The 21,990-nt window shown below is 67.1% G+C and carries 21 protein-coding genes; 10 read left to right on the top strand and 11 right to left on the bottom strand.

Going from position 1 to position 21,990, the window contains the following annotated elements:
* The first annotated feature begins 28 nt into the window (after positions 1–28).
* Genes ACMYLB_RS08250 through ACMYLB_RS08240 form a run of 3 tightly spaced genes read left to right on the top strand, consistent with a single transcriptional unit; the run spans position 29 to position 2,377 of the window.
* Positions 29–1,003, top strand: a complete 975-nt coding sequence (locus tag ACMYLB_RS08250; RefSeq protein WP_415910454.1) for a COX15/CtaA family protein — start codon at positions 29–31, stop codon at positions 1,001–1,003.
* Positions 1,000–1,908, top strand: a complete 909-nt coding sequence (gene cyoE, locus ACMYLB_RS08245; RefSeq protein ID WP_415910453.1) for a heme o synthase — start codon at positions 1,000–1,002, stop codon at positions 1,906–1,908. Before ACMYLB_RS08250 ends, cyoE begins: the two co-directional genes overlap by 4 nt.
* A 13-nt stretch (positions 1,909–1,921) precedes the next feature.
* Positions 1,922–2,377: a DUF420 domain-containing protein gene (locus ACMYLB_RS08240; RefSeq protein ID WP_415910452.1), complete on the top strand. Its 456-nt coding sequence runs from the start codon at positions 1,922–1,924 to the stop codon at positions 2,375–2,377.
* 88 nt (positions 2,378–2,465) lie between these two features.
* Here ACMYLB_RS08240 and ACMYLB_RS08235 read toward each other — a convergent pair whose 3' ends face one another.
* Entirely contained in the window at positions 2,466–2,957 is a 492-nt protein-coding gene (locus tag ACMYLB_RS08235) for a plastocyanin/azurin family copper-binding protein (RefSeq protein ID WP_415910451.1), read from the bottom strand.
* 231 nt (positions 2,958–3,188) lie between these two features.
* Between ACMYLB_RS08235 and coxB the strand changes: the two genes are divergently transcribed.
* The 5 genes from coxB (at position 3,189) to ACMYLB_RS08210 (ending at position 8,669) form a co-directional block, all read left to right on the top strand.
* Positions 3,189–4,484 (top strand): cytochrome c oxidase subunit II, encoded by a 1,296-nt coding sequence (gene coxB, locus ACMYLB_RS08230; protein WP_415910450.1) that lies wholly within the window; start codon positions 3,189–3,191, stop codon positions 4,482–4,484.
* Between the two features lie 39 nt (positions 4,485–4,523).
* On the top strand, positions 4,524–6,476 hold the full coding sequence (gene ctaD, locus ACMYLB_RS08225) for a cytochrome c oxidase subunit I (RefSeq protein ID WP_415910449.1): 1,953 nt from the start codon (positions 4,524–4,526) through the stop codon (positions 6,474–6,476).
* 44 nt (positions 6,477–6,520) lie between these two features.
* On the top strand, positions 6,521–7,369 hold the full coding sequence (locus ACMYLB_RS08220) for a cytochrome c oxidase subunit 3 (protein WP_415910448.1): 849 nt from the start codon (positions 6,521–6,523) through the stop codon (positions 7,367–7,369).
* Between the two features lie 51 nt (positions 7,370–7,420).
* Positions 7,421–7,771 (top strand): cytochrome C oxidase subunit IV family protein, encoded by a 351-nt coding sequence (locus ACMYLB_RS08215; protein WP_415910447.1) that lies wholly within the window; start codon positions 7,421–7,423, stop codon positions 7,769–7,771.
* Between the two features lie 103 nt (positions 7,772–7,874).
* Positions 7,875–8,669 carry a cytochrome c oxidase assembly protein gene (locus tag ACMYLB_RS08210; protein ID WP_415910446.1) on the top strand — a complete coding sequence of 265 codons (795 nt, stop codon included), beginning with the start codon at positions 7,875–7,877 and terminating at the stop codon, positions 8,667–8,669.
* A gap of 107 nt (positions 8,670–8,776) precedes the next feature.
* Here the strand turns inward: ACMYLB_RS08210 and cysK are convergent, their stop codons facing one another.
* The 7 genes from cysK to ligA all read right to left on the bottom strand — a co-directional run bounded on the left by cysK (position 8,777) and on the right by ligA (position 15,637).
* Positions 8,777–9,754, bottom strand: coding sequence for a cysteine synthase A (gene cysK, locus ACMYLB_RS08205; protein WP_415910445.1), 978 nt, complete (start codon positions 9,752–9,754; stop codon positions 8,777–8,779).
* A gap of 35 nt (positions 9,755–9,789) precedes the next feature.
* A complete protein-coding gene (locus ACMYLB_RS08200; protein ID WP_415910444.1) occupies positions 9,790–10,560 on the bottom strand; it encodes an ABC transporter permease in 771 nt (256 codons plus the stop codon).
* Positions 10,560–11,363: an ABC transporter ATP-binding protein gene (locus ACMYLB_RS08195; RefSeq protein ID WP_415910443.1), complete on the bottom strand. Its 804-nt coding sequence runs from the start codon at positions 11,361–11,363 to the stop codon at positions 10,560–10,562. Before ACMYLB_RS08195 ends, ACMYLB_RS08200 begins: the two co-directional genes overlap by 1 nt.
* Complete coding sequence (locus ACMYLB_RS08190) at positions 11,360–12,319, bottom strand: ABC transporter substrate-binding protein (protein WP_415910442.1); 960 nt, start codon at positions 12,317–12,319, stop codon at positions 11,360–11,362. The genes ACMYLB_RS08195 and ACMYLB_RS08190 overlap by 4 nt, the downstream gene beginning before the upstream one ends.
* Positions 12,316–12,888 carry an RrF2 family transcriptional regulator gene (locus ACMYLB_RS08185; RefSeq protein ID WP_415910441.1) on the bottom strand — a complete coding sequence of 191 codons (573 nt, stop codon included), beginning with the start codon at positions 12,886–12,888 and terminating at the stop codon, positions 12,316–12,318. Before ACMYLB_RS08185 ends, ACMYLB_RS08190 begins: the two co-directional genes overlap by 4 nt.
* An 85-nt stretch (positions 12,889–12,973) precedes the next feature.
* On the bottom strand, positions 12,974–13,753 hold the full coding sequence (locus ACMYLB_RS08180) for an MBL fold metallo-hydrolase (protein ID WP_415910440.1): 780 nt from the start codon (positions 13,751–13,753) through the stop codon (positions 12,974–12,976).
* Positions 13,754–13,795: 42 nt separating this feature from the next.
* Positions 13,796–15,637, bottom strand: coding sequence for an NAD-dependent DNA ligase LigA (gene ligA / locus ACMYLB_RS08175; RefSeq protein ID WP_415910439.1), 1,842 nt, complete (start codon positions 15,635–15,637; stop codon positions 13,796–13,798).
* 281 nt (positions 15,638–15,918) lie between these two features.
* Here ligA and ACMYLB_RS08170 point away from each other — a divergent pair, with 281 nt between their 5' ends.
* Positions 15,919–16,995 (top strand): endonuclease/exonuclease/phosphatase family protein, encoded by a 1,077-nt coding sequence (locus tag ACMYLB_RS08170; RefSeq protein WP_415910438.1) that lies wholly within the window; start codon positions 15,919–15,921, stop codon positions 16,993–16,995.
* Between the two features lie 84 nt (positions 16,996–17,079).
* Here ACMYLB_RS08170 and groL read toward each other — a convergent pair whose 3' ends face one another.
* From groL to dnaK, 3 genes are all read right to left on the bottom strand, one after another.
* Positions 17,080–18,708: a chaperonin GroEL gene (gene groL / locus ACMYLB_RS08165; protein ID WP_415910437.1), complete on the bottom strand. Its 1,629-nt coding sequence runs from the start codon at positions 18,706–18,708 to the stop codon at positions 17,080–17,082.
* A 51-nt stretch (positions 18,709–18,759) separates the two neighbouring features.
* The gene (locus tag ACMYLB_RS08160) at positions 18,760–19,056 is read right to left on the bottom strand and encodes a co-chaperone GroES (protein ID WP_415910436.1); all 297 of its coding nucleotides are present in this window, start codon (positions 19,054–19,056) and stop codon (positions 18,760–18,762) included.
* 90 nt (positions 19,057–19,146) lie between these two features.
* Positions 19,147–21,093: a molecular chaperone DnaK gene (gene dnaK, locus ACMYLB_RS08155; RefSeq protein WP_415910435.1), complete on the bottom strand. Its 1,947-nt coding sequence runs from the start codon at positions 21,091–21,093 to the stop codon at positions 19,147–19,149.
* Positions 21,094–21,303: 210 nt separating this feature from the next.
* Between dnaK and ACMYLB_RS08150 the strand changes: the two genes are divergently transcribed.
* Positions 21,304–21,984 (top strand): LON peptidase substrate-binding domain-containing protein, encoded by a 681-nt coding sequence (locus tag ACMYLB_RS08150; RefSeq protein WP_415910434.1) that lies wholly within the window; start codon positions 21,304–21,306, stop codon positions 21,982–21,984.
* Positions 21,985–21,990: the final 6 nt, after the last annotated feature.

The following is a 21,990-nucleotide window of genomic DNA, read 5'->3' as shown; positions in this document are numbered from 1 at the left end:
TCGCCTTTCCCTTCCACGCCCCCGCCTGATGCAACGCTCCTCCGCCTACAAACCCGGTCTCGCCTGGTTCGCCGCGCTCGGCAGCGCGTGGGTTTTCGTGCTCGTGACACTCGGTGCCTTCACCACCAGCATCGGCGCCGGCATGGCCTTCCCCGACTGGCCGCTTTCCAACGGCTCGGTCAACCCCCAGGGCTGGCTGACCGACATCGCGAAGTTCGCCGAGCACTCGCACCGCCTCAGCGGCGCCACCATGGGGCTCATCACCATCGGCCTGGCGGTCTGGCTCTGGCGCACGGAGGAGCGCCGCTGGCTGCGCAACCTCGGCTGGTGGGCGCTCGCGATCGTGATCGTGCAGGGCTTCATCGGCGGCAAGCGCGTGCTGCTCGACTCGCTCGCGGTGCCGGGCTTCCAGATGACGCTCGGGCAGATGCTGCGCATCCCCCACGGCGTGCTCGCGCAGGTCTTCGTCTGCGTGCTCTTCGCCATCGCCGCCGCCACCTCCCGCAGCTGGACCGAGCGCGGCGCCGGCCTGACGGGCAACACGGGCGAGGCGACGCGCCGGCTCGGCTTCTGGAGCCTGTTCCTGCTGCTCACGCAGCTCTGGATCGCCGCCGCCATGCGCCACAACTATGCCGGCATGGCCATCCCCTACTTCCCCTTCTCCACCGCGGAACACGACCTCCTGCCTCTGGCGTGGGATTACCGCATCGCCCTGCAATTCGCCCACCGCGTCATGGCCGTCGTGCTCGGCGTCGCGCTGGTGGCCTTCGTCCGCGCCCTGTGGAAGGACGCGGCGGTGTCCGCGGCGCTGCGCTGGCTCGGCGCCGGCCTGCTCGGGCTCGTCGCCCTGCAGATCACGCTCGGCGCCGAGATCATCTGGAGCGGCCGCAACGCCTACATCACCACCGCCCACGTGCTCGTCGGCGCGCTGACGCTCGCCACGACGTTCCTGCTCGTTTTCCTCACCCACCACCACGCGCTCGACGGCGCGCGCCGCCCATGACCGCGAGCCTCTCCGCCGCCGCCGGCGCGCCGCACGCGAGCTGGCGGCATTACCTGGAGCTGACCAAGCCGCGGCTGAGCCTGATGTCGGTCATCACCGCGATGATCGGCTACCTCGCGGCGGTGCCCTACTCCTACGTCGACTGGACCCGCACCGCCCTCGTCGTGCTCGGCACGGCGCTCTGCGCCGGCGGCGCGGCGACGCTGAACATGTGGATGGAGGGCGACACCGACGCGCTGATGCAGCGCACCGCGGGCCGCCCGATCCCCGCCGGCCACGTGAAGCCCGGCTCGGCCTTCGTGGTCGGCTGGGTGCTGTGCATCGCGGGCCTCGCGGTGCTGTTCAAATTCGTCAACGGCCTGTCCGCGTTCCTCGCCCTGGCGACGATCGTCTCCTACATCGCGCTCTACACGCCGGCGAAGCGCTGGTCGCGCTGGAACACCGAGATCGGCGCCATCAGCGGCGCGCTGCCCCCGATGATCGGCTGGGCCGCCGCCGGCCGCACCAACCCCGGGCTCGGCTGGGCGCTTTTCGCCATCCTCTACACCTGGCAGATGCCGCACTTCTTCGCCCTGGCATGGACCTACCGCAAGGACTACGCCGCCGCGGGCCTGAAGATGATCTCGGTCACCGATCCCAGCGGCCGCAAGGTCTCGACGCGCGCCTTCGTGTGGAGCGTGCTGCTGGCCGTCGCCGGCGCCTCGCCCACCCTGCTCGGCTACTGCACGTGGTATTACTTCGCCTTCGCCGCGGCGCTCGGGCTGTGGATCATGAAGTCGGCCTTCATTTTCCTGAACCCGGCGAAACGCGAGTTCGAGGCCCGCCGGCTGTTCCGCATCTCGCTCGCCTACCTGCCGCTGCTGCTGGGTCTGCTCGTGGCCGACCGCTTCTTCTTCAAACTCTGACGTGCCCCGCCCAATGACGCTCAATGCCATTCCCGCCTTCAACGCCGCGCTGAACGGCCTCGCGACGATCCTGATCACGATCGGTTTCGTGCTGATCAAGCAACGCAAGGAACGGGCCCACCGCGCCGTCATGCTCAGCGCCGGGGTGGTTTCGGCCGTCTTCCTCGTCGGCTACCTCACGCACAAGGCGCTCAAGGGCGCCGCGGCCGGCGCGGGCGAGGCGCTGCACACGCAGTTCGGCGGCGAGGGCCCGATCCGCACCGTCTACTACGTGATGCTCGTCACGCACATCCTGCTCGCGATCTCGATCGCCTACCTCGTGCCGCGCACCTTCCTGCTCGCGATGAAGGGCGACTACGTCGCGCACAAGCGCTGGGCGCGCTTCACCTACCCGATCTGGTATTACGTCAGCGTGACCGGCGTGCTGGTGTATTTCTTCCTCTACGTCTGGTGGCCGAAGGCCGCCTGACGACGCAGGACGCAAAAAAGCCGGGCGGGACGCCCGGCTTTCGTTGTTCAGAGGGAAGCGTGCAGCGACGCCAGAGACGTCGCGCGGCTCACTTGACCACGATCACGCCCTTCATGCCGGCCTGGAAGTGCGCCGGGAAGGAGCAGAGGAACGGGTATTCGCCGGGCTCGCTCGGGGCCTTGAAGCTGATCTCGTCGGTCTGTTTCGGCCCGAGCAGCTTGGTATGGGCGATAATCTGGTCCTGCAAGGCGGCCGGGATGTGGTCGGTCGCCGCGGCACCGACGGCGGCCTGGCTGAAGGCGGCGACGTCCGCGCCCTTCTTGAGGAGCACGAAATTATGACCCATCGCCTGCTTCGGCATCGAGCCGATGTTGGTGAGGATGACCTTCATGTCCTGACCGGCCTTCACCTCGAAATGCGTGACGCTGAACTTCATGCTGTCGTTCGCGGTGAGTTCGAGCGTCGCGACGGCGCTGGCCGCGGCGGGAGCGGAGGACGATGCGGCGTCGTCTTTCTTGCCGCAGCCGGCGAGCAGCAGCGCGCCAGCGAAGAGAGCGAGGATAAGCGTGTGGTTTTTCATAGGGAGGCCGGGACCTTCGCACAGCTGGGCGCTTCGCGCAATGACGCAGGTCAAGGATTCCGCCCGACTTATCACTCCGGCGACTCACCTTAATACTCCGGGCCGGAACGGTTTTTGCCGTTCGCGCTACGCATAAATTGTCTTTCTTTTGCTGTTGAAATGCTCGGCAAGTTGCGAACGCTCGCGCCTCATTCTCGGCAGCGGCGCCGCAGCGCCGTCGCCCCCACACACATGATCCGCACACGCTCCGTTTCCCGTTCGTTCTTTCGTCTGGGCGCGCTCGCGCTCGCGAGCACGACTCTCGCCCTGCTGACCGGTTGCGAGAAGGTTTTCAACCTCAAGGGACCGCAGTCCACCATGCTTGCCGACGGCCCCGTCGCCCGGGCGCAATGGGACCTGTTCATGGTGACGGTCTACGTCACGATGTTCATCTTCATCGTGGTCGGCGCCGTGCTCGCCTACGCGCAGATCAAGTTCCGCGCGAAGAACGACGCCGACGAGCACGCCGAGCCGCCGCCGCAGGGCCACGGCAACCCCTTCGTCGAAATCGCGCTCATCGGCGCCTCCGTCGCGCTGCTGGTCATCATCGCCATCCCGACCCTGAAGAACATCTGGTATACCCACGACATCCCCGAGGCCGAGAAGGCGAACGCGATGGAGATCAACGCCACCGGCTACCAGTGGTGGTTCCGCTTCGAGTATCCGAACGACAAGATGGCGCTCCCCACCGGCGGCGAAGGCCCGCTGGTCACCGGCAACGAGCTGGTGATCCCCGCCGGCGTCCCGGTCCGCATCAATCTCCGCACCATCGACGTCATCCACTCCTTCTGGGTTCCGAAGCTGGCCGGCAAGGTCGACATGATCCCGAACCGCGGCAACTTCCTCTGGTTGAAGGCCGACAAGCCCGGTTACTTCTACGGCCAGTGCGCCGAGTATTGCGGCGCCTCGCACGCGATCATGCGCTTCCGCGTCATCGCGCTCTCGCCGTCCGACTACGTCAAGTGGCTCGACCACCAGAAGAGCCCGGCGCGCACGGCCACCGCCGCGGCGATCCGTGCGGAGGACGAGAAGATGCGCGTCCAGTTCGCCTCGCTGCCCGCGCCCGCCGCCGGCTCCGTCGACTCCCGCACCCTCGCCGCCTCGGGCGGCTTTGACGCCGACCCGCTCGCCGCCTGGAAGGCCAAGCAGAACCCGAACGCCGGCGAGAACGCCGCGCTGATCGCCCAAGGCCGCAAGCTCTTCCAGGAAAAGACCTGCATCTCCTGCCACACCGTCCGCGGTCACGAGGGCATCGGCATCACCGGCCCCGACCTCACGCACGTCGGCTCCCGCACCACCATCGCCGCCGGCGTCCTCGAGAACACCCCCGAGCGCATGCACGAGTGGATCAAGCGCCCGGACTACTACAAGCCCGGCAACAAGATGTTCAACGGCGGCTACACCGACGCCGCCACCGGCAAGCCGCTCTTCACGCTCAACGACCAGGAGATCGACGCCCTCGTCGCCTACCTGCAGAGCCTGAAGTAAGCGCCTCACCCTTCCCGCCACACTCACACGACTCCTCCCATGGCCCAAGCACTGGCTAAATCCGATTACCACGGCGGCGCCGAGCACGCCGCCCCGAAGCCGATCGAGCTCCTCCCGCGCCCGATGGCGAAGACCGGCCTCGTCGGCTGGCTCACCACGGTCGACCACAAGAAGATCGGCCTCATGTATGCCGGTTTCGCGTGCTTCTTCTTCCTCGTCGGCGGCCTCGAGGCGCTGCTCATCCGCACGCAGCTGATCGTCCCGAACAATCACTTCATCCCGGCCCAGTTCTACAACGAGCTGTTCACGATGCACGGCACCACGATGATCTTCCTCGCGGTGATGCCGTTGAACGCGGCGTTCTTCAACCTGCTCATCCCGCTGCAAATCGGCGCGCGCGACGTCGCCTTCCCGCGCCTGAACACCTTCTCGCTCTGGGTCTTCGTCGCCGGCGCCATCATCCTCAACGTCGGCTGGCTCTCCTACGTGTTCCCCAGCATCAAGTCCGGCCTCCCCGACGTCGGCTGGTTCGGCTACGCCCCGCTCACCTCGAAGAACTTCACGCCCGACGCCTCGACCGACCTCTGGGTGCTCGGCCTGCAGGTCCTCGGCCTCTCCTCGATCGTCGCCTCGCTGAACTTCATCGTCACGATCATCAACCTCCGCGCGCCCGGCCTCACCATGATGCGCCTGCCGGTCTTCACCTGGATGGCGCTCATCACGAGCTTCCTGCTCGTCCTCGCCCTCCCCGCCATCGCCATCGCCCTCATCGAGGTGATGTTCGACCGCAATTTCGGCACGAACTTCTTCGAGGCGTCCAACGGCGGCCAGCCCATCCTCTGGCAGCACCTCTTCTGGGTCTTCGGCCACCCCGAGGTCTACATTCTCATTCTCCCGCCGATGGGCTACGTCTCGGAAATCCTCCCTACGTTCTCGCGCAAGCCGCTCTTCGGTTACCCGATCGTCGTCTTCTCCGGCGCCGCCATCGGCTTCATCGGCTTCGGCGTGTGGTCGCACCACATGTTCACCACCGGCATGGGCACGGTCGCCACCGCGGCGTTCTCGCTCGCGACGATGGCCATCGCCGTCCCCACCGGCGTCAAGATCTTCAACTGGATCGGCACGCTCTGGGGCGGCCACATCATGACGCGCACGCCCATGATGTTCGCCCTCGGCTTCATCTGGATGTTCATGCTCGGCGGCTTCTCCGGCATCATGCACTCCGCCGCGCCGGCCGACGCCCAGCAGCAGGACTCCTACTTCGTCATCGCCCACTTCCACTACGTGCTGATCGGCGGCGCCACCTTCGCGCTGCTCGCCGCGATCCACTTCTGGTTCCCCAAGTTCTTCGGCCGCCTCGTGCCGGAGTTCTGGGGCAAGCTCTCCTTCTGGATCATCTTCGTCGGCTTCAACACCACGTTCTTCCCGATGCACTTCCTCGGCCTGAACGGCATGCCGCGCCGCACCTGGACCTACGACGCCAACATGGGTTGGAACGAAGGCAACTTCATCGCCACCATTGGCGCCTACACGCTCGGCCTCGGCGTCTTCACCTACTTCGCCGTGCTGATCTACACCTACTTCAAGGGCGAGAAGTGCGGCAACGATCCCTGGGATGCGCGCACGCTCGAGTGGTCGCTCCCCTCGCCCCCGCCGGAATACAACTTCAAGGCCATCCCGACCGTTCACGCCCGCGACGCCTGGTGGTATGAGAAGCACCACAAGGACGAGATCGCCCAGGAACAGGCCGCGCACATCAAGGCCGAGTCCGAGCACGGCGGCATCCACATGCCGGACCAGTCCTGGTATCCGCTCATCGCCGCCCTCGGCCTGCTCGTCGGCGCCATCGCCTTCGCCTTCCACCACCTGCCGGTCGCGATCGGCGGCCTCGTCGTGACGTTCATCGGCTGCTACCTCTGGGCGCTCGAAGGCCCGGGCGGCTACCACATCCACCTCGACGACAAGGGCAACGAGACCATCTCGCGCCACTAAGCCCGCCCGGATCGCCCTCCCAGCCCTCAACTCTCGCACTTCACATGAGCAACGCCGCCGCTGGCGCCATCGACCACCACCACGATCCGTCCACCTCGACGGGCATCCCGAACAAGAAGCTCCTCTGGTGGGCCTTCCTCGCTTCGGACTGCATGTTCTTCGGGGCGCTGATCTCCACGCACCTCGTCTACCGCCTCAACCCGCCCCCGGGTAACGCGGAACCGACCAAGATCTTCGACATCGAGCTGACGTCCTTCTCGACGTTCATCCTCCTCATGTCGTCGCTCATGATGGCGCTCGCCGTGAACGCCATCCAGCGCGGCCAGCTCAAGTCGATGCGGAATTCCCTCCTCACGACGATCTTCTTCGGCTGCATCTTCCTCGGCTGCCAGGTCTACGAGTTCGCGCACTTCGTCCACGAGAAGAAGATGACGCTCTCGAACAGCCTCTTCGGTTCGACGTTCTACACCCTCACCGGCACGCACGGCACGCACGTCGCCATCGGCGTGCTCATCCTCGGCCTGATGTATGTCCGCTCGTTCAAGTCGGCGTCGCCGGCCAGCGGCGGCTGGGGCGAGTTCCTCAAGACCCTCGTGCACGTCGCCGCGATGTGCGTCGCGATCGGCCTGACCTTCATCTTCATCGTCCCCGCCGGCATCGGCCTCGCCAAGGGCCACGGCTCGGTCGCCGAGTTCTTCAGCCACAACCTCATGCCCCTCCTCGGCCTCCTCGGCGCGGGCGGCGTGATGACCTGGTTTGCCCGCGCCCACGAAGCCGTCGACTTCGGCGAACGCAACGCCATCGATGTCGAGGCGGTCGGCCTCTACTGGCACTTCGTCGACATCGTGTGGATCATCATCTTCACGGCCGTCTACCTGCTGGAATACGTCTAAGTCCCCAGGCCTGGACGCTCAGTTCTCAACCCTCAGCTCTAGACTTCTTCCATGTCCGCTCACGCAGCCACCGCTCCCGCCGCCGGCCACCACGAGCCGAGCAAGTTCCACACCTACGTCCAGATCGCGATGCTCCTCGGTGTCATCACCGGCATCGAGATCGTCCTCGTCTACCTGCCGCTCGCCAAGTGGTTCGTCGTCGGCGGACTGGTGTTCTTCTCCGCGGTGAAGTTCCTCTACGTCATCTTCTACTTCATGCACCTGAAGTGGGACAAAGTTTTCTGCACGATCCTGTTCTTCATCGGGCTCGTGCTCGCCGGCGGCACGATGTGGGCGCTGCTCCACCTCTTCGGCGCCGAGGCCAGCAAACCGCTGTCGTCGATCGTCGGCCTGCTGCTCTGAACAGCGAAGCGTTTCCCTTCCACGCGAGCCGCGCCTCAACCGCGCGGCTTTTTTATTTCCGCATTTCCACCGCTCCCGGATCGGTGCACGCTGTCTCCACGCCATGATCGACTGGACCCACTGGCATAACGAACCGTTCCTCATCGGCGGCCTCATCTTCCTCGGCTGGCTCTACGCCATCGCCACCGGCCCGCTGCGCGAACGCCTGGCGCCCGCCGGCACGCCCTACCCGCGCGCCGCGGCGGTCAAGTTCTACGCCGCGCTCTTTATCTTCTACCTCGCCGTCGGTTCGCCGCTCGACCAGATGGGCGAACGCTTCCTGCTCAGCGCGCACATGCTGCAGCACCAGCTCATCATCTACCCCGCCGCCATCCTGTTCCTGCGCGGCCTGCCGCCCTGGCTGATCGGCGTCGTCACCGCCCGACCCGGCCTGCGCCGCCTCCTCGGCTTCTTCACCCACCCGATCATCTGCGCCCTCATCTACGTGCTCGTGATGTCCTGCTGGCATTTCCCGTCGGCCTACGACTGGGCGCTGCAAAACCGCTGGGTGCACATCGCGGAGCACTTCTCGTTCTTCGGCGCGGCGCTCTTCCTGTGGTGGCCGGTGTGCAGCCCGTCACGCGAGTTCCCGCCCACCAGCTACGCGTGGCAGATGCTCTACTTCCTCGGCATCACCATCGGCATGACGCCGGTGTTCGCCTACATCACGTTCTCCAGCGACGTTCTCTATCCGACCTACGAGTTCGCCCCGCGCCTCTTCGAGCGGCTCGATCCGCACGAGGACCAGGTGCTGGGCGGAGCGATGATGAAGCTCATCGGCATGTCCGTCATGATGGGAGCCTTCGTCGTCGCCTTCTACCGCTGGTATCAGCAGACCGAGCGGCCCGGACGCCGCTGAACAGGAGCCCGGCCCGCAAACGCCGGCACCGGGCGGGGAATTTCACCGCCGCCCGAGTGGAGCAAACCGCGGCGCCGCGGGACACGGCGCCGGCAAGACGCGCGCCCTTACTTCGCGGCGATCAGGTCGTCGACCGAATCGCTCTCGACGTTGATGTCGGAGAAGAGCCAGGTCGACAGGTAGCGCTCGCTGCTCGAGGGGATGATCGCGACGATCAGCTTGCCCTTGTTCTCGGGGCGCTTCGCCAGCTGGAGCGCGGCCCAGACGGCGGCGCCGGAGGAGATGCCGATCGGGATGCCGTCGAGTTGGTTCACCTGCTTCGACACCGGGCCCGAATCGGTGTCCTTCACACGGATCACCTCGTCGTAGACCTTGGTGTTGAGCACCTGGGGGACGAAGCCCGCGCCGAGGCCCTGCAGCTTGTGCGGGCCGGGCGCGCCGCCGGAGAGGACGGGCGACGCGTCGGGCTCGACCGCGACGAGCTGCACCGAGGCCTTGCGCTGCTTCAGCACCTCGCCCACGCCGGTGATGGTGCCGCCGGTGCCGATGCCGGAGACGACGATGTCGACCTTGCCGTCGGTGTCCCGCCAGATCTCCTCCGCGGTGGTGGCGCGGTGGATCGCCGGGTTGGCCGGGTTGGCGAACTGCTGGAGAATGACGCTGTTCGGAATCTGCTTCTGCAGCTCCTCGGCCTTGGCGATCGAGCCCTTGATGCCCTTCGCGCCCTCGGTGAGCACGAGGCGCGCGCCGAGGATCTTGAGCAGCTTGCGGCGCTCGAGGCTCATGGTCTCGGGCATGGTGAGGATCAGCCGCAGGCCCTTGGCCGCGGCGACGAACGCCAGCGCGATGCCGGTGTTGCCGGAGGTCGGCTCGATCAGGACGGTGTCGCGGTTGATCTTTCCGCTCTTCAGCGCGTCGTCGATCATGGCGAAGCCGATGCGGTCCTTCACGCTCGAGAGCGGGTTGAAGAACTCGAGCTTGAGCGCGATGTCGGCCAGCGCGCCGTGCTCGCGCGCGGTGCGGTTGAGGCGGACGAGCGGGGTGTTGCCGATGGTTTCGGTGATGTCGTTGTGGATTTTGGCCATGGTCGTGGTGGGTTGAAAAAGGGAAAAGCCAGCCGTCATGTCGCGCGATCGGTGCCCCATCGCCGGTGCAGCCACTTCTCCCAGGGGGAGAACAGGAGCTTGTCCGCCAGCAAGCCGAGCAGCACCAGGACGAACATGATGCCGATGACCTGCTCCATCGCGTGGAGTTCGCGGCCGTAGTGCAGCAGATGCCCCAGGCCGAAGCCGGTGAGGATCGTGACGAAGATCTCGGCCGCCATCAGCGACCGCCAGGCGAAGGCCCAGCCCTGCTTCATGCCGCTGACAATGAAGGGCAGCGAGGCGGGCAGGATCACCTGGATCCAGGTGTGCAGCAGGCGGGAACCCATCGTGCGGGCGGCGCGCACGTAGATGGGGTTGACGTTGCGCACGCCGGTCTCGGTCGCGAGCACGACCGACCAGACCGTGCCCATCACGACCACGAAGAGCATCGCCGCCTCCGTCTGGCCGAACCAGAGCAGGGCCAGGGGCACCCAGCATACGCTCGGCAGACCCTGCAGGCCCAGCGCCAGCGTGCCGATCGTGTCGCGCAGGAAACGGAAGCGCGCGATGGCCAGACCGACCGGCAGGCCCACGGAAATGCCGATCAAGTAGCCCGCGAGCAGGCGGCGCATGGTGACGAGCGTCGCCTCCGCCAGCGAGCCGTCGCGCATGGCCTCGCCGAGGTAACGGCCGACGCTCTCCGGCGACGGCACGAGCACCGGCGACCAGAATTGCTTCAGGCACGCCCAGTGCCAGAGCCCGATCAGGCCGGCGAAGAAGAGTCCCGCGGTGACGTAGCGCTTCATCAGATGCCGGCCCCGTTTTCGAGGTGCCCCTTGAGCGCGTGGGTGATCTGCGTCGCGTGCGCCGCGACTTCCACGCTGTTGATGTCGCGCGGTCGCGGCAGCTGGATCGTGAACTCGCCGCGGATCCGCCCCGGATGCGGCGAGAACAGCACCACGCGGTCCCCGAGGCAGACCGCCTCGCGGACGTTGTGCGTGACGAACAGGATCGTGACATGGCGCTGCGCCCAGATCTGCTGCAGGTCGCCGTAGAGCTGCTCGCGCGTCATGGCATCGAGCGCGGCGAAGGGTTCGTCCATCAGGAGCACGCGCGGGTTCGGAGCCAGCGCCCGGGCCAGCGCCACCCGCTGCTTCATGCCGCCCGACAGCTCGTGGATGGCCGCGTGGGTGAATTTCTCCAGCCCGACGAGCCGCAGGTAGTAACGGGCGATATCCTTGCGCTCGGCGTCCGTCAGGCCGGACTTCAGCTTCAGGGCGAACATCACGTTGCCAAACACGTCGAGCCAGGGAAACAGCGCGGACTCCTGGAACATGACCATCCGTTCGCGTCCGGGACCGCGGATCGTGCGCCCGTCGGCGCTCACCGTGCCTTCGTCCGGCAGCTCCAGTCCGGCCACGAGGTTCAGCAGGGTGGATTTGCCGCAGCCGCTCGGGCCGAGCAGGCACACGAACTCTCCCTCCGCCACCTGCAGGCTGACGTGGTCCAGCGCGTGCACCGGGCCGCGCGACGTGGCGAACGTCTTGGAGACGTCCGCAATGACCAGCTTGGCCGACGGCGCGGCAATATCTTCGACGACGGCGCTCATGGTTTTCCGGAGAACATTTGGTCGAGCGGCACGGCGTCCCGGAGGAAACCGACGCTCTGCGCCTCGCGCACCAGGCCCTCGAACTGCTCCCGCGTCACCGCGACGGTGAAACGCAGCCGCGGCCAGGCATGTTCGATCAACGCGGCCGACATCTCGCGCCGCATCACGGCGCTGAGGCCGGCGCGCACCTTCGCGCGCGCCTCGGCCGGCTGCTGGTTGACACAGGCCGTGAGCTCGCCGTGCGCCGCCACGAAGCGCTGGGCCAGATCCGGCTGCGTGCGGAGGAAGCCCGCGCTGGCGACCAGGACGGTCGTGACCGCCTCGTTCTGTTCCAGCAACACGCGCCCGCCGGCCTCGAGCTCGAGGCGCGAAACCCAGGGCTCGACCGTCCACACGGCATCGACCTTACCCTGTTCGAAGAGCGCGAGCTGGTCCGCATTCGGCGTCGGTATCACCGGCACATCACCGCCGGTCAGCGTGACGCGGTAACCGTGGCGCTTCAGCCAAACCCGGGCGGCGACGTCCTGTGTGTTGCCGAGTTGCGGCGTGGCAAGGCGCTTGCCGCGAAAGTCCGCGGCGGAACGCAGCCGGCCGTCCGCCGGCACGACCAACGCCGCCCCGCCCGCCGCGGCTCCCGCCAGCACGCGCACCTCCGCCCCGCGCGACTTGATGTAGGCGTTGAGCGCAGGATTGGGGCCAACGTAGGCCAGATCGATCGAGCCGGCAAAGATCGCCTCCATCGCGCTCGGCCCGGCGTTGAAAGGGAACCACTGGATCGTGACGTCCGGCCCCAGCCTTTGCTCGAACCACCCGTGCCCTTCGCGGGTTGTCTGCGCCCCAATCACGCCCTGGGCGTGGGTGATGTTCGGAAAGTAACCCACGCGCAGGGTGACGGCCGAAAGGGCCACCGCAGCCACCATATACAGGACCGAGAGCAGGCAGCGACGGAAACTCATATCGCGTAGTCTCCCAGCACCTCGTGCATCACTCCGTCGATCGGACTGAGTCGCGACCGGCCGGCACCGCGGGAGGCAGACGCGACGCGCGTCGGGACGACCGGCGCGCTGAACGGCAGCGGCAGGCCGTCGCGGATCATCTTGCGCGTCGTGACGTCGACGACGTCGGCCAGCGTGTAACGGTCGAGGATGTTCGCGATGGCGTTGCGCACATCGAGCATGAGCATGCGCAGGCCGCAGTGCGCCTCGTCGGGGCAATTGCACGGCTGGTAGGCGGTTTGGCTGACGCAGCCGATCGGCGCCAGCGGCCCGTCGATCAGGCGGATCACCTGGCCGATCCGGATCTGCCCGGCCGGCTGACCGAGGCGATACCCGCCGTGCTTGCCGCGCACGGCCTCGACGTAGCCGGCCTCGCGAAGCTGCTGCATGACCTGCTCGAGGAACTTCACCGGCAGATCCTCGGCTTTGGCCAGCTCCGACACGCGCAGCAGCGGACGCCCGACCTTGGCGGCGATGCCGAGGTTGATGAGCGATCGGAGGGCGTATTCGCCGCGCTTGGAGAGCTTCATGATTTTCTTAAACTACATTGAAATAGTAGGATTTAAATCTAAGCGACCACCAGCACCTTGGAAGTCATAAAACCCCGCCAATCCCCTAAAGACGCAGCCGGAGGCCGTCGTAGGCCAGCTTCACTCCCGCCGGCAGCGTCGCCTCGAAGGGCCCGTGGTCGATCGCGTGCGTGAGGTGGGTCAGGTAGCTCAACGGAGCCCCGATCTCGGCCGCCGCCGCGCACGCCTCGGCGATGTTCATGTGCGTCGGGTGCGGCGCCGGGCGCAAGCCGTCGAGCACCACGACATCCGCTCCGGCAGCGAGCGTCACCGCCTCGCGCGGGAGGCGCTTGCAGTCGTTGTAGTAGGCAAATTTCCGTCCCGTCGCCTTTTCCTCGAAGACGAGCCCAAGAGTGTTCACGCCGCCGTGCGGCAGCAGCGTCGAGCGGATCGTGCCCTGGGGAAACTCGAGCGCGGGCGGCATCTCCAGCAGCTTGAACGCCGCATAGCCCCTCGACACCGGGCGCTCCGCGATGGCGTAGGGGAAAATCGACAGCACGCGCGCCATGCCCTCGTCGGTCGTGTAGACGGTCAGCGCCTCGCCTCCGAGCAGGTCGCAGAAACGCCGCAGGTCGTCCATGCCGGTGATGTGGTCCGCGTGCCCGTGGGTGAGGATGAAGACATCGAGCTGCCGGATGTTCTCTCGCACGCACTGCAGCCGGAACTCCGGGGTCGCATCCACCTGCACGTGGAGATCGCCCATCGTCACATGGATGCTCGAGCGCGTGCGCCGGTTGCGCGGGTCGGGCGAGGTGCACACCGCGCAATCGCACGCGATCATCGGCACGCCCTGCGACGTGCCCGTGCCGAGAAAGACGACTTCCATGCCGCCAGCGAAAACAAAACTCCCGCGCACCGCCAGCCCGCTTCAGCGGCGCGCGACCAGCGCCGCCGAGAGCCGGCGCAGCGTGTCGCGACCGCCCTCCTCGTCGAGAAACGCGACCAGTGACTTCGCTGCCGCCTCGCTCAGCCCCTCGAAGCGCGGGCGCCCGCCGGCGAGGAGATCGCTCTCCGCCGCGCCTGCCACGCCCTCCAAGTCGCCAAATCGCCGCACGAGCGCCTTCGCGGCACCCGGACCGACGCCCGGCACCCCGAGCCCGAGCACGAGGCGCCAGGACTCGCGGTCGCGCGCGCGGGCGGCCGACGCGCGCAGCTTCGCCGCGCTTTTCCCGCCCACGACCTCGGCCAGGGGCACCTCCTCCAGGCGAAAGAAGTCGGCTGGCTCACGCAGCCAGCCGCGCGCGACCAGCTTTTCGATCACGCCCGGCCCGAAGCCATCGAGATTGGCGCAGTCGTCGGACGCGAAATGCTCCAACCGGCGCTGGAGCCGGCCCGGGCACGCGCGATTCGGACAGCGCACGGCGGCCTGGCCGGCCTCCGCGGATAGGACCGCACCGCAGGACGGACAGGCGGACGGAAAAACGAACGGCACCGCAGCGGGCGGGCGCCGCGTCCGGTCGATCCCCGCGATCACGGGGATGATCTCCCCGGCCCGCTCGACCGTCACCGCATCGCCGATGCGCAGATCGCGTCGCGCGATCTCCTCCCGGTTGTGCAGCGAGACGCGCCGGATGGTCGAACCGCCGAGCCTCACCGGCTCGATTTCCGCCACCGGGGTGACCACGCCGGTGCGGCCGACCTGCAGCGTGATCGCGCGCACGCGAGTGATCGCCTGCGCGGGCACGAACTTGTAGGCGATGGCCCAGCGCGGCAGGTCGTCCGTGGCGCCGAGCGCCTCGCGCTGGGCCGCGTCGTCGACCTTGATCACCACGCCGTCCGTCGGGAACGGCCACCGGGCTCGTTGCGCGCCGAGCTCCGCCACCGCCCGCCACGCCTCGTCCTCCGTCGCGACCACGCGCGCTTCATCCACTCCCGGCAGTCCCCACGCCCGCACCAGCCGGTGCAAGTCTCGCTGCGAGGCCGGCGCGCGTGCCGCCGGCTCCACCGCGCCCCAGCCGTAGAACACCACCGAGAGCCGTCGGCCCGACGCCGCCGGCCTGGCCTGCTTGAGCGTGCCGGCCGCGAGATTGCGCGGGTGGGCGAAACGCTCGCCTCCGACCGCCTCGATCTCGGCGTTGATCCGCTTGAACTCGGCGTAGGTCATGAACACCTCGCCGCGCAACTCGATGAGCTCCGGCGCCGGGGCGCCGGGCGCGAGCTGGCGCGGCACGTCGCAGAGCGCGAGGAAGTTGGCGGTCACGTCGTCGCCCTCGAGACCATTCCCCCGCGTCACGGCGCGCACCAGCCGCCCACGCTCGTAGGTCACGCTGATGGCGAGTCCGTCGTATTTCGGCTCGAGCACGAACGCCACGGGCTCGTGCCCGAGCGCGCGCCGGGTTTTGGCCAGGAACGCCCGCAGCTCCGCCTCCGTGTAGGTCTTGCCGAGCCCCTGCATGCGCCGGCGGTGCGTAGCGGTGGCGAAGGCTCCGGTGCGATCGCCGCCGTCCGAAAGATCGCGCGCCGCCAGTTGCGGGAACCGCTGCTCGAGCGCGCGCAGTTCGCGCTTCAGCGCATCGTAGGCGGCGTCGCTGATCTCGGGCGCGGCCTTTTTGAAGTAGAGCTCGTCGTGGTGCGCGATCTCGGCCCGCAGCTGGCGCAGCCGCGCGCTCGCGTCCTCGGCGCTCGGCGCATCCGCTGCGCCCATGACCTGCCAGCCCAAGCCAAGCGTGCAAGCCAGCACGCGCCTCCATCTGTCGAACGTGGTTTTCATGGCGTCGATTGGTTCGCTCCGCCGGCCCCGCGGGAGCACCCGGCATGGTGGGCGGCCGGTGCCGCGGCGCAGCGGGGAAAATCACTCCGATTGGTGCGATCTGCGCGCTTGACCGCGGCGCGCCAGGCTCCGCCGCGCTCAAGCTGCGGTCCCCCTCCCGCCCTGGCGTGTCCGCCCGCTTCCCGACTGGCATCGCGGTCACCGACCTCCCGTCCGCCACCTGAATTCAGGTGGTCGGACCCATCGCGTCCGCTTGGCGCGGGGACTAGAATCGATGCGCTATGAAAATGCGCCTCGCTTCGTTCAACCTGAACAATCTCTTCGAGCGCCCGCGCGTGCTTCAGCTCCCGGGCTTCTCCGCCTCCGCGGCCAAGGTGCTGAAGGACATCGAGCGTCTCACCGTTCTCCTCGAGAGCGAAAGCTATGCCGGTGCCACCGGCGCCGAGATCGTCGCGCTGCTGCAGGGATACGGCTTCGCCAAGACCAACGGCGGCAACGAGTGGTTCGATCTCCAGCAGGCCCGCGGCAAGCTCTTCTCCGTCAGCAAGGGCCGCCTCGCCCTCAAGGCCGCCGGCCGCGCCGACTGGCTCGGCTGGGTCGACCTGAAGCGGGAGAACGTGAACGACCGCGCCATCCAGAACACGGCCCGCATCGTCGCCACCGCCAACGCAGACGTGCTGTGCACGGTTGAGACGGAGAGCCGGCCCGCGATGGACCGCTTCAACGCCCAGGCCTTGCGCCCTGCCAAGGCCGCCTACCCGCACTTCCTGCTCGTCGACGGCAACGACGAGCGCGGCATCGATGTGGGCGTGTTCAGCCGCCACCCGATCCGCAGCGTGCGCAGCCACGTCGACGACACCTTCACCGGCGCCGACAGGAAGCCGCACCGGGTCTTCAGCCGCGACTGTGCGGAATACGAGATCGAGCTGCCCGGCGGGCGCACTCTCTGGCTGCTCGCAAACCATTTCAAGAGCCAGGGCTACGGCACGCCGGCGAGCAACGACGCCAAGCGCCTCCGGCAGACCCAGCGGGTGCGCGAGATCCTCCGCCGCTTCGATCTGCAAAAGGACCTCGTGGTCGTCGCCGGGGACTTCAATGCCGCTCCCCAATGCGCCTCGCTCCAGCCGCTGCTCACGACGCCGGGCCTGCGCGACGCGTTCGACTCGCCGAAATTCGCCGGGCAGCCGCGCTGGACCTACCATGGCGGCAAACAGCAGCTCGACTACCTGCTGCTCAGCGCGCCGCTGTTCGCCGGCGTGGCCGCGGTCGGGATCGAGCGCGCCGGCCTGCCCAGCAAGGGTAGCGAGGCAAGCGCGGCCTCGGATCACGCCGCCATCTGGGCCGAAGTCGACCTCTGAGCGGCGCGCGGCCGCGCCAAGAAAAAGGGCGCGCCGTTCGAGGCGCGCCCTGGAATGGAGTGAGCGAGTGATTCGCGGTCGGACTCAGTAGTCCATGCCACCCATGCCGCCGGCGGGAGCGGCCGGGGCCTTCTCCTTCTCCGGGATCTCGGTGATCATGCACTCGGTCGTGAGCAGGAGGCCGGCGATGGACGCGGCGTTCTGCAGCGCGGTGCGGGTCACCTTGGTCGGGTCGACGACGCCGGCCTTGACCAGGTCCTCGAACTCGCCGGTGGCGACGTTGTAGCCGAAGTTGCCCTTGCCCGCGAGGACCTCCTTGACGACGACACCGCCGTCGACGCCCGCGTTGGCGCAGAGCTGCTTGAGCGGGTGCTCGATGGCGCGGCGCACGATCTGGGCGCCGATGGCCTCGTCGCCCTCGAGCTTGAGGGCCTCGATGGCCTTGGCGGTGCGCAGGAGAGCGACGCCGCCGCCGGCGACGATGCCTTCCTCAACCGCGGCGCGCGTGGCGTGGAGGGCGTCCTCGACGCGGGCCTTCTTCTCCTTCATCTCGGCCTCGGTCGCGGCGCCGACATTGATGACGGCAACGCCACCGGCGAGCTTGGCGAGGCGCTCCTGGAGCTTCTCGCGGTCGTAGTCGGAGGTGGTTTCCTCGATCTGGCGGCGGATCTGCTTCACGCGGCCCTGGATGTCGGAGCTCTTGCCGGAGCCTTCGACGATCGTGGTGTTCTCCTTGTCGACGACGATGCGCTTGGCGCGGCCGAGGTCGGCCACGGTGAGGTTCTCGAGCTTGAGGCCGAGGTCCTCGGTGATGCACTTGCCGCCGGTGAGGACCGCGATGTCCTCGAGCATGGCCTTGCGGCGGTCGCCGAAGCCGGGGGCCTTGACGGCGCACACGTTGAGCGTGCCGCGGATCTTGTTCACGACCAGCGCGGCGAGGGCTTCGCCTTCGACCTCTTCAGCGATGACGAGGAGGGGCTTGCCGCTCTTGGCGACGGTCTGGAGGAGCGGGAGGAGCTCCTGGAGGTTGGAGATCTTCTTCTCGTGGATGAGCACGTAGGCGTCCTCGAGGACGGCCTCCTGGGCTTCCATGTTGGTCGCGAAGTAGGGCGAGAGGTAGCCCTTGTCGAACTGCATGCCCTCGACGACGTCGAGGGTGGTCTCGATGGACTTGGCCTCTTCGACGGTGATGGTGCCGTCCTTGCCGACCTTGTCCATGGCCTCGGCGATCTTGTTGGCGACTTCGTAGTCCCAGTTCGCGGAGACGGCGGCGACCTGACGGATCTCTTCGCTCTCGTTGACCTTCTTGGACACGCGGGCGAGCTCGGCGACGGCGGCCTCCACGGCCTTGTCGATGCCGCGCTTCAGGTAGACCGGGTTGGAGCCGGCGGTGACGTTCTTCAGGCCTTCGCGGTAGATGCCTTCGGCGAGGACGGTGGCGGTGGTGGTGCCGTCGCCGGCGCTGTCGCTGGTCTTGGAGGCGACTTCCTTCACCATCTGCGCGCCCATGTTCTCGTAGGGATCGGGAAGCTCGACTTCCTTCGCGACGGTGACGCCGTCCTTCGTGACGGTCGGGGAACCGAATTTCTTGTCGATGACGACATTGCGGCCCTTGGGCCCGAGGGTGACTTTAACGGCCTTCGAGAGAACCTCGACACCGCGGAGAACCTTCTGACGAGCGGCCTCGTCGAACAGGAGTTGTTTGGCTGCCATGTGATTAAACTAAGTTGAGAGTTGGGAGTTGAGAGTTGAGAGACGCGGGCGTCAGCCGATGACGCCGAGGATGTCGTCTTCGCGGACCAGGGTGTATTTCTGGTCCTCGATCTTCACCTCGGTGCCGCCGTATTTGGAAATGAGCACGCGGTCGCCGACCTTCACTTCGAAGGGCGTGACCTTGCCGCTCTCGTCGCGCTTGCCGGTGCCGAGGGCGATGACCTTGGCCTCCTGCGGCTTTTCCTTGGCGCTGTCGGGGATGATGATCCCGCCGCGGATCTGCTCTTTTTCCTCGATGTGCTGCACGAGCACGCGATCACCGATGGGTTTGATGTTCACTTTAGCCATATTGGTTTAGTGGGTTTAGTTGGAGTTGATTGTGGGGTGAAAATGGCGCGAACCCGGTCGCAAGCGCGGCGCGGGTTCGCGGAGAGCGGATTACTTCTTGTCCTCGTCGACGATCTCGACGTCGGCATCGACGACCTTGCCGTCGGCCTTCTTGGCCTTCTTCGGCTCGGAAGCGGCGGCACCGGCGGCGGCCTCGGCGCCGGCGTTCGGCTGGGCGCCGGCAGCGGCACCCGCGGCCTGGGCCTGCTGGTAGAGCTCGGCACCGATCTTCTGGAGGTTTTCCAGGGCGGACTTCATGCGGGCGACGTCGGCGGACTCGAGGTCCTTCTTCGCGTCCGCGATGGCGCCCTCGAACTTGCCTTTGATGTCGGCCGGGAGCTTGTCGCCCGAGTCCTTCAGGGTCTTCTCGAGTTGGTAGATCGTGGTATCGAGCTGGTTCTTCGCCTCGACGGCCTCCTTGCGCTTGGCGTCCTCGGCGGCGTTGAGCTCGGCCTCCTTGGTCATCTTCTCCACCTCTTCCTTGGAGAGGCCGGAGGAGCCTTGGATGGTGATCTTCTGGTCCTTGCCCGTGCCGAGATCCTTCGCGGTGACGTGCAGGATGCCGTTGGCGTCGATGTCGAAGGTGACCTCGATCTGCGGCGTGCCGCGCGGCGCCGGCGGGATGCCGTCGAGCTTGAACGTGCCGAGGGTCTTGTTGTCGCGCGCCATCGGGCGCTCGCCCTGGAGGACGACGATTTCGACACCGGGCTGGTTGTCCGAGTAAGTGGAGAACACCTGTGCCTTCTTCGTCGGGATGGTGGTGTTGCGCGGGATCATCGGCGTGGCGACGTCGCCCGCGGTCATGATGCCGAGGGTGAGCGGCGTGACGTCGAGGAGGAGCACGTCGCGGACTTCGCCCTTGAGCACGCCGCCTTGGATGGCCGCGCCGACCGCGACGACTTCGTCGGGGTTGACGCCCTGGTGCGGCTGCTTGCCGGCGAGCTGCTTGGCGATGTCGACGACCTTCGGCATGCGCGTCATGCCGCCGACGAGGACGAGCTCGTCGATGTTGGCGGTCGAGACGCCGGCGTCCTTGATGCAGTTCTTGAACGGCTGCAGGCAGCGTTCGAAGAGCGGATCGCAGATGCGCTCCATCTGGGCGCGCGTGAGCTGGAGGTTAAGGTGCTTCGGGCCCGACGCGTCGGCCGTGATGAACGGCAGGTTGATGTCGTAGGTCGTGGCGGACGAGAGGGCGATCTTCGCCTTCTCCGCCTCTTCCTTCAGGCGCTGGAGCGCCATGGCGTCCTTGCGCAGGTCGATGCCGTTTTCCTTCTTAAAGCTTTCGACGAGCCAGGTGATGATCGCGTCGTCCCAGTTGTCGCCGCCGAGGTGGGTGTCGCCGTTGGTGGCCTTCACCTCGAAGACGCCGTCGCCAATCTCGAGGATCGACACGTCGAAGGTGCCGCCGCCGAGGTCGAACACCGCGATCTTCTCGTCCTTCTTCTTGTCGAGGCCGTAGGCGAGCGAGGCCGCGGTCGGCTCGTTGATGATGCGGAGCACCTCGAGACCGGCGATCTTGCCGGCGTCCTTGGTGGCCTGGCGCTGCGCGTCGTTGAAGTAGGCGGGAACGGTGATGACGGCCTGCGTGACCTTCTCGCCGAGATAGGCCTCGGCGTCGGCCTTGAGCTTGCCGAGCACGAACGCCGCGATCTGCTGCGGCGCGAACGTCTCGGTCTTGTCGCCGGCCTGCACCTCGATGTAGGCGTCGCCGTTTTTGCCAGCCACGACCTTGTAAGGCAGGTTCTTCGCCTCCTCGGAGACCTCGGTGAATTTGCGCCCGATGAGACGCTTGGCGGAGAAAATCGTGTTCTTCGGATTCGTCACCGCCTGGCGCTTGGCGGCCTGGCCGACGATGCGCTCGCCGGTCTTGGTGAAAGCGACGATGGAAGGCGTGGTGCGGGCACCCTCGGCATTCGGAATAACCACCGGCTCGCCACCCTCCATGACGGCCATGCACGAGTTCGTCGTGCCCAAATCGATGCCTAGAATTCTGCTCATAGTGCCAACCCCTTCGCAAGGCTCGTGCCCAGCGCACGGACATTTTTATGAGCTTTAACCATAAACAACTTACAAAATATTCGCCCCCGCGCAGGACTCCATCCTCGTCGCCGCATCGGGCCAGACTGGCGCAACTCCCGCCCCGCCGCCTGTCACACTGCGCCATAAACCCGCGATTGTTTTCCCGGCAACCCGGCCTAACTTGCCCGCATGGAGACGATTGAACTGCCGCCGACCGTGCCCGTCATGACGCTGCCCAACACGGTTTTCTTCCCGCAGTCGCTCCTGCCGCTCCACATTTTTGAACCGCGCTATCGCGCCATGCTGCGCGACGTGCTGGCGACGAACCGGCTGTTCGCGGTGGCCCACCTCGACACGACGCACCCCAGCGAGCCGGGCGTGATCGAGCCGCCGCATCGCATCGCCTCCGTGGGCGTCGTGCGCGCCTGCCAGGAGGCGGCGGACGGCACCTCCAACCTGCTCCTCCAGGGCGTGTGCCGGGTCGAGATCAGCGCCATCGTGCGCGAGCAGCCCTATCGCCTGATCGCCGTGCGACCGCTGACCACCGTCTCGGGCGGCAACCACACCCAGCTCGAGATCATGCGGCTCGAGGTCCTGCGCCTGGTGCAACTCCGCCGCCGCCTCGGCACCCCGGCCCCCAAGGGCATGACGCAGTTCCTCGAGACCATCGAAGACTTCGACACCTTCGCCGACGTCGCGGTCTTCAACCTCTGCGACAACGTCGCGTTGAAGCAGCGCCTGCTCGAGGAACTCGACACGCGCCAGCGCCTCAAGCTCTTCGCCGCCCAGCTCAAGCTCGACATCGAGGACCAGCGCCTGCGCAAGAAGCTGCAGGGCGAGTTGTCCGACGACGGCATCGCCAACAACTGAGCCTCC

The organism is Oleiharenicola sp. Vm1 (genome assembly GCF_047777955.1).
Lineage (GTDB): Bacteria > Verrucomicrobiota > Verrucomicrobiia > Opitutales > Opitutaceae > Didemnitutus.
This window is presented reverse-complemented; position numbering and strand designations above follow the sequence as displayed.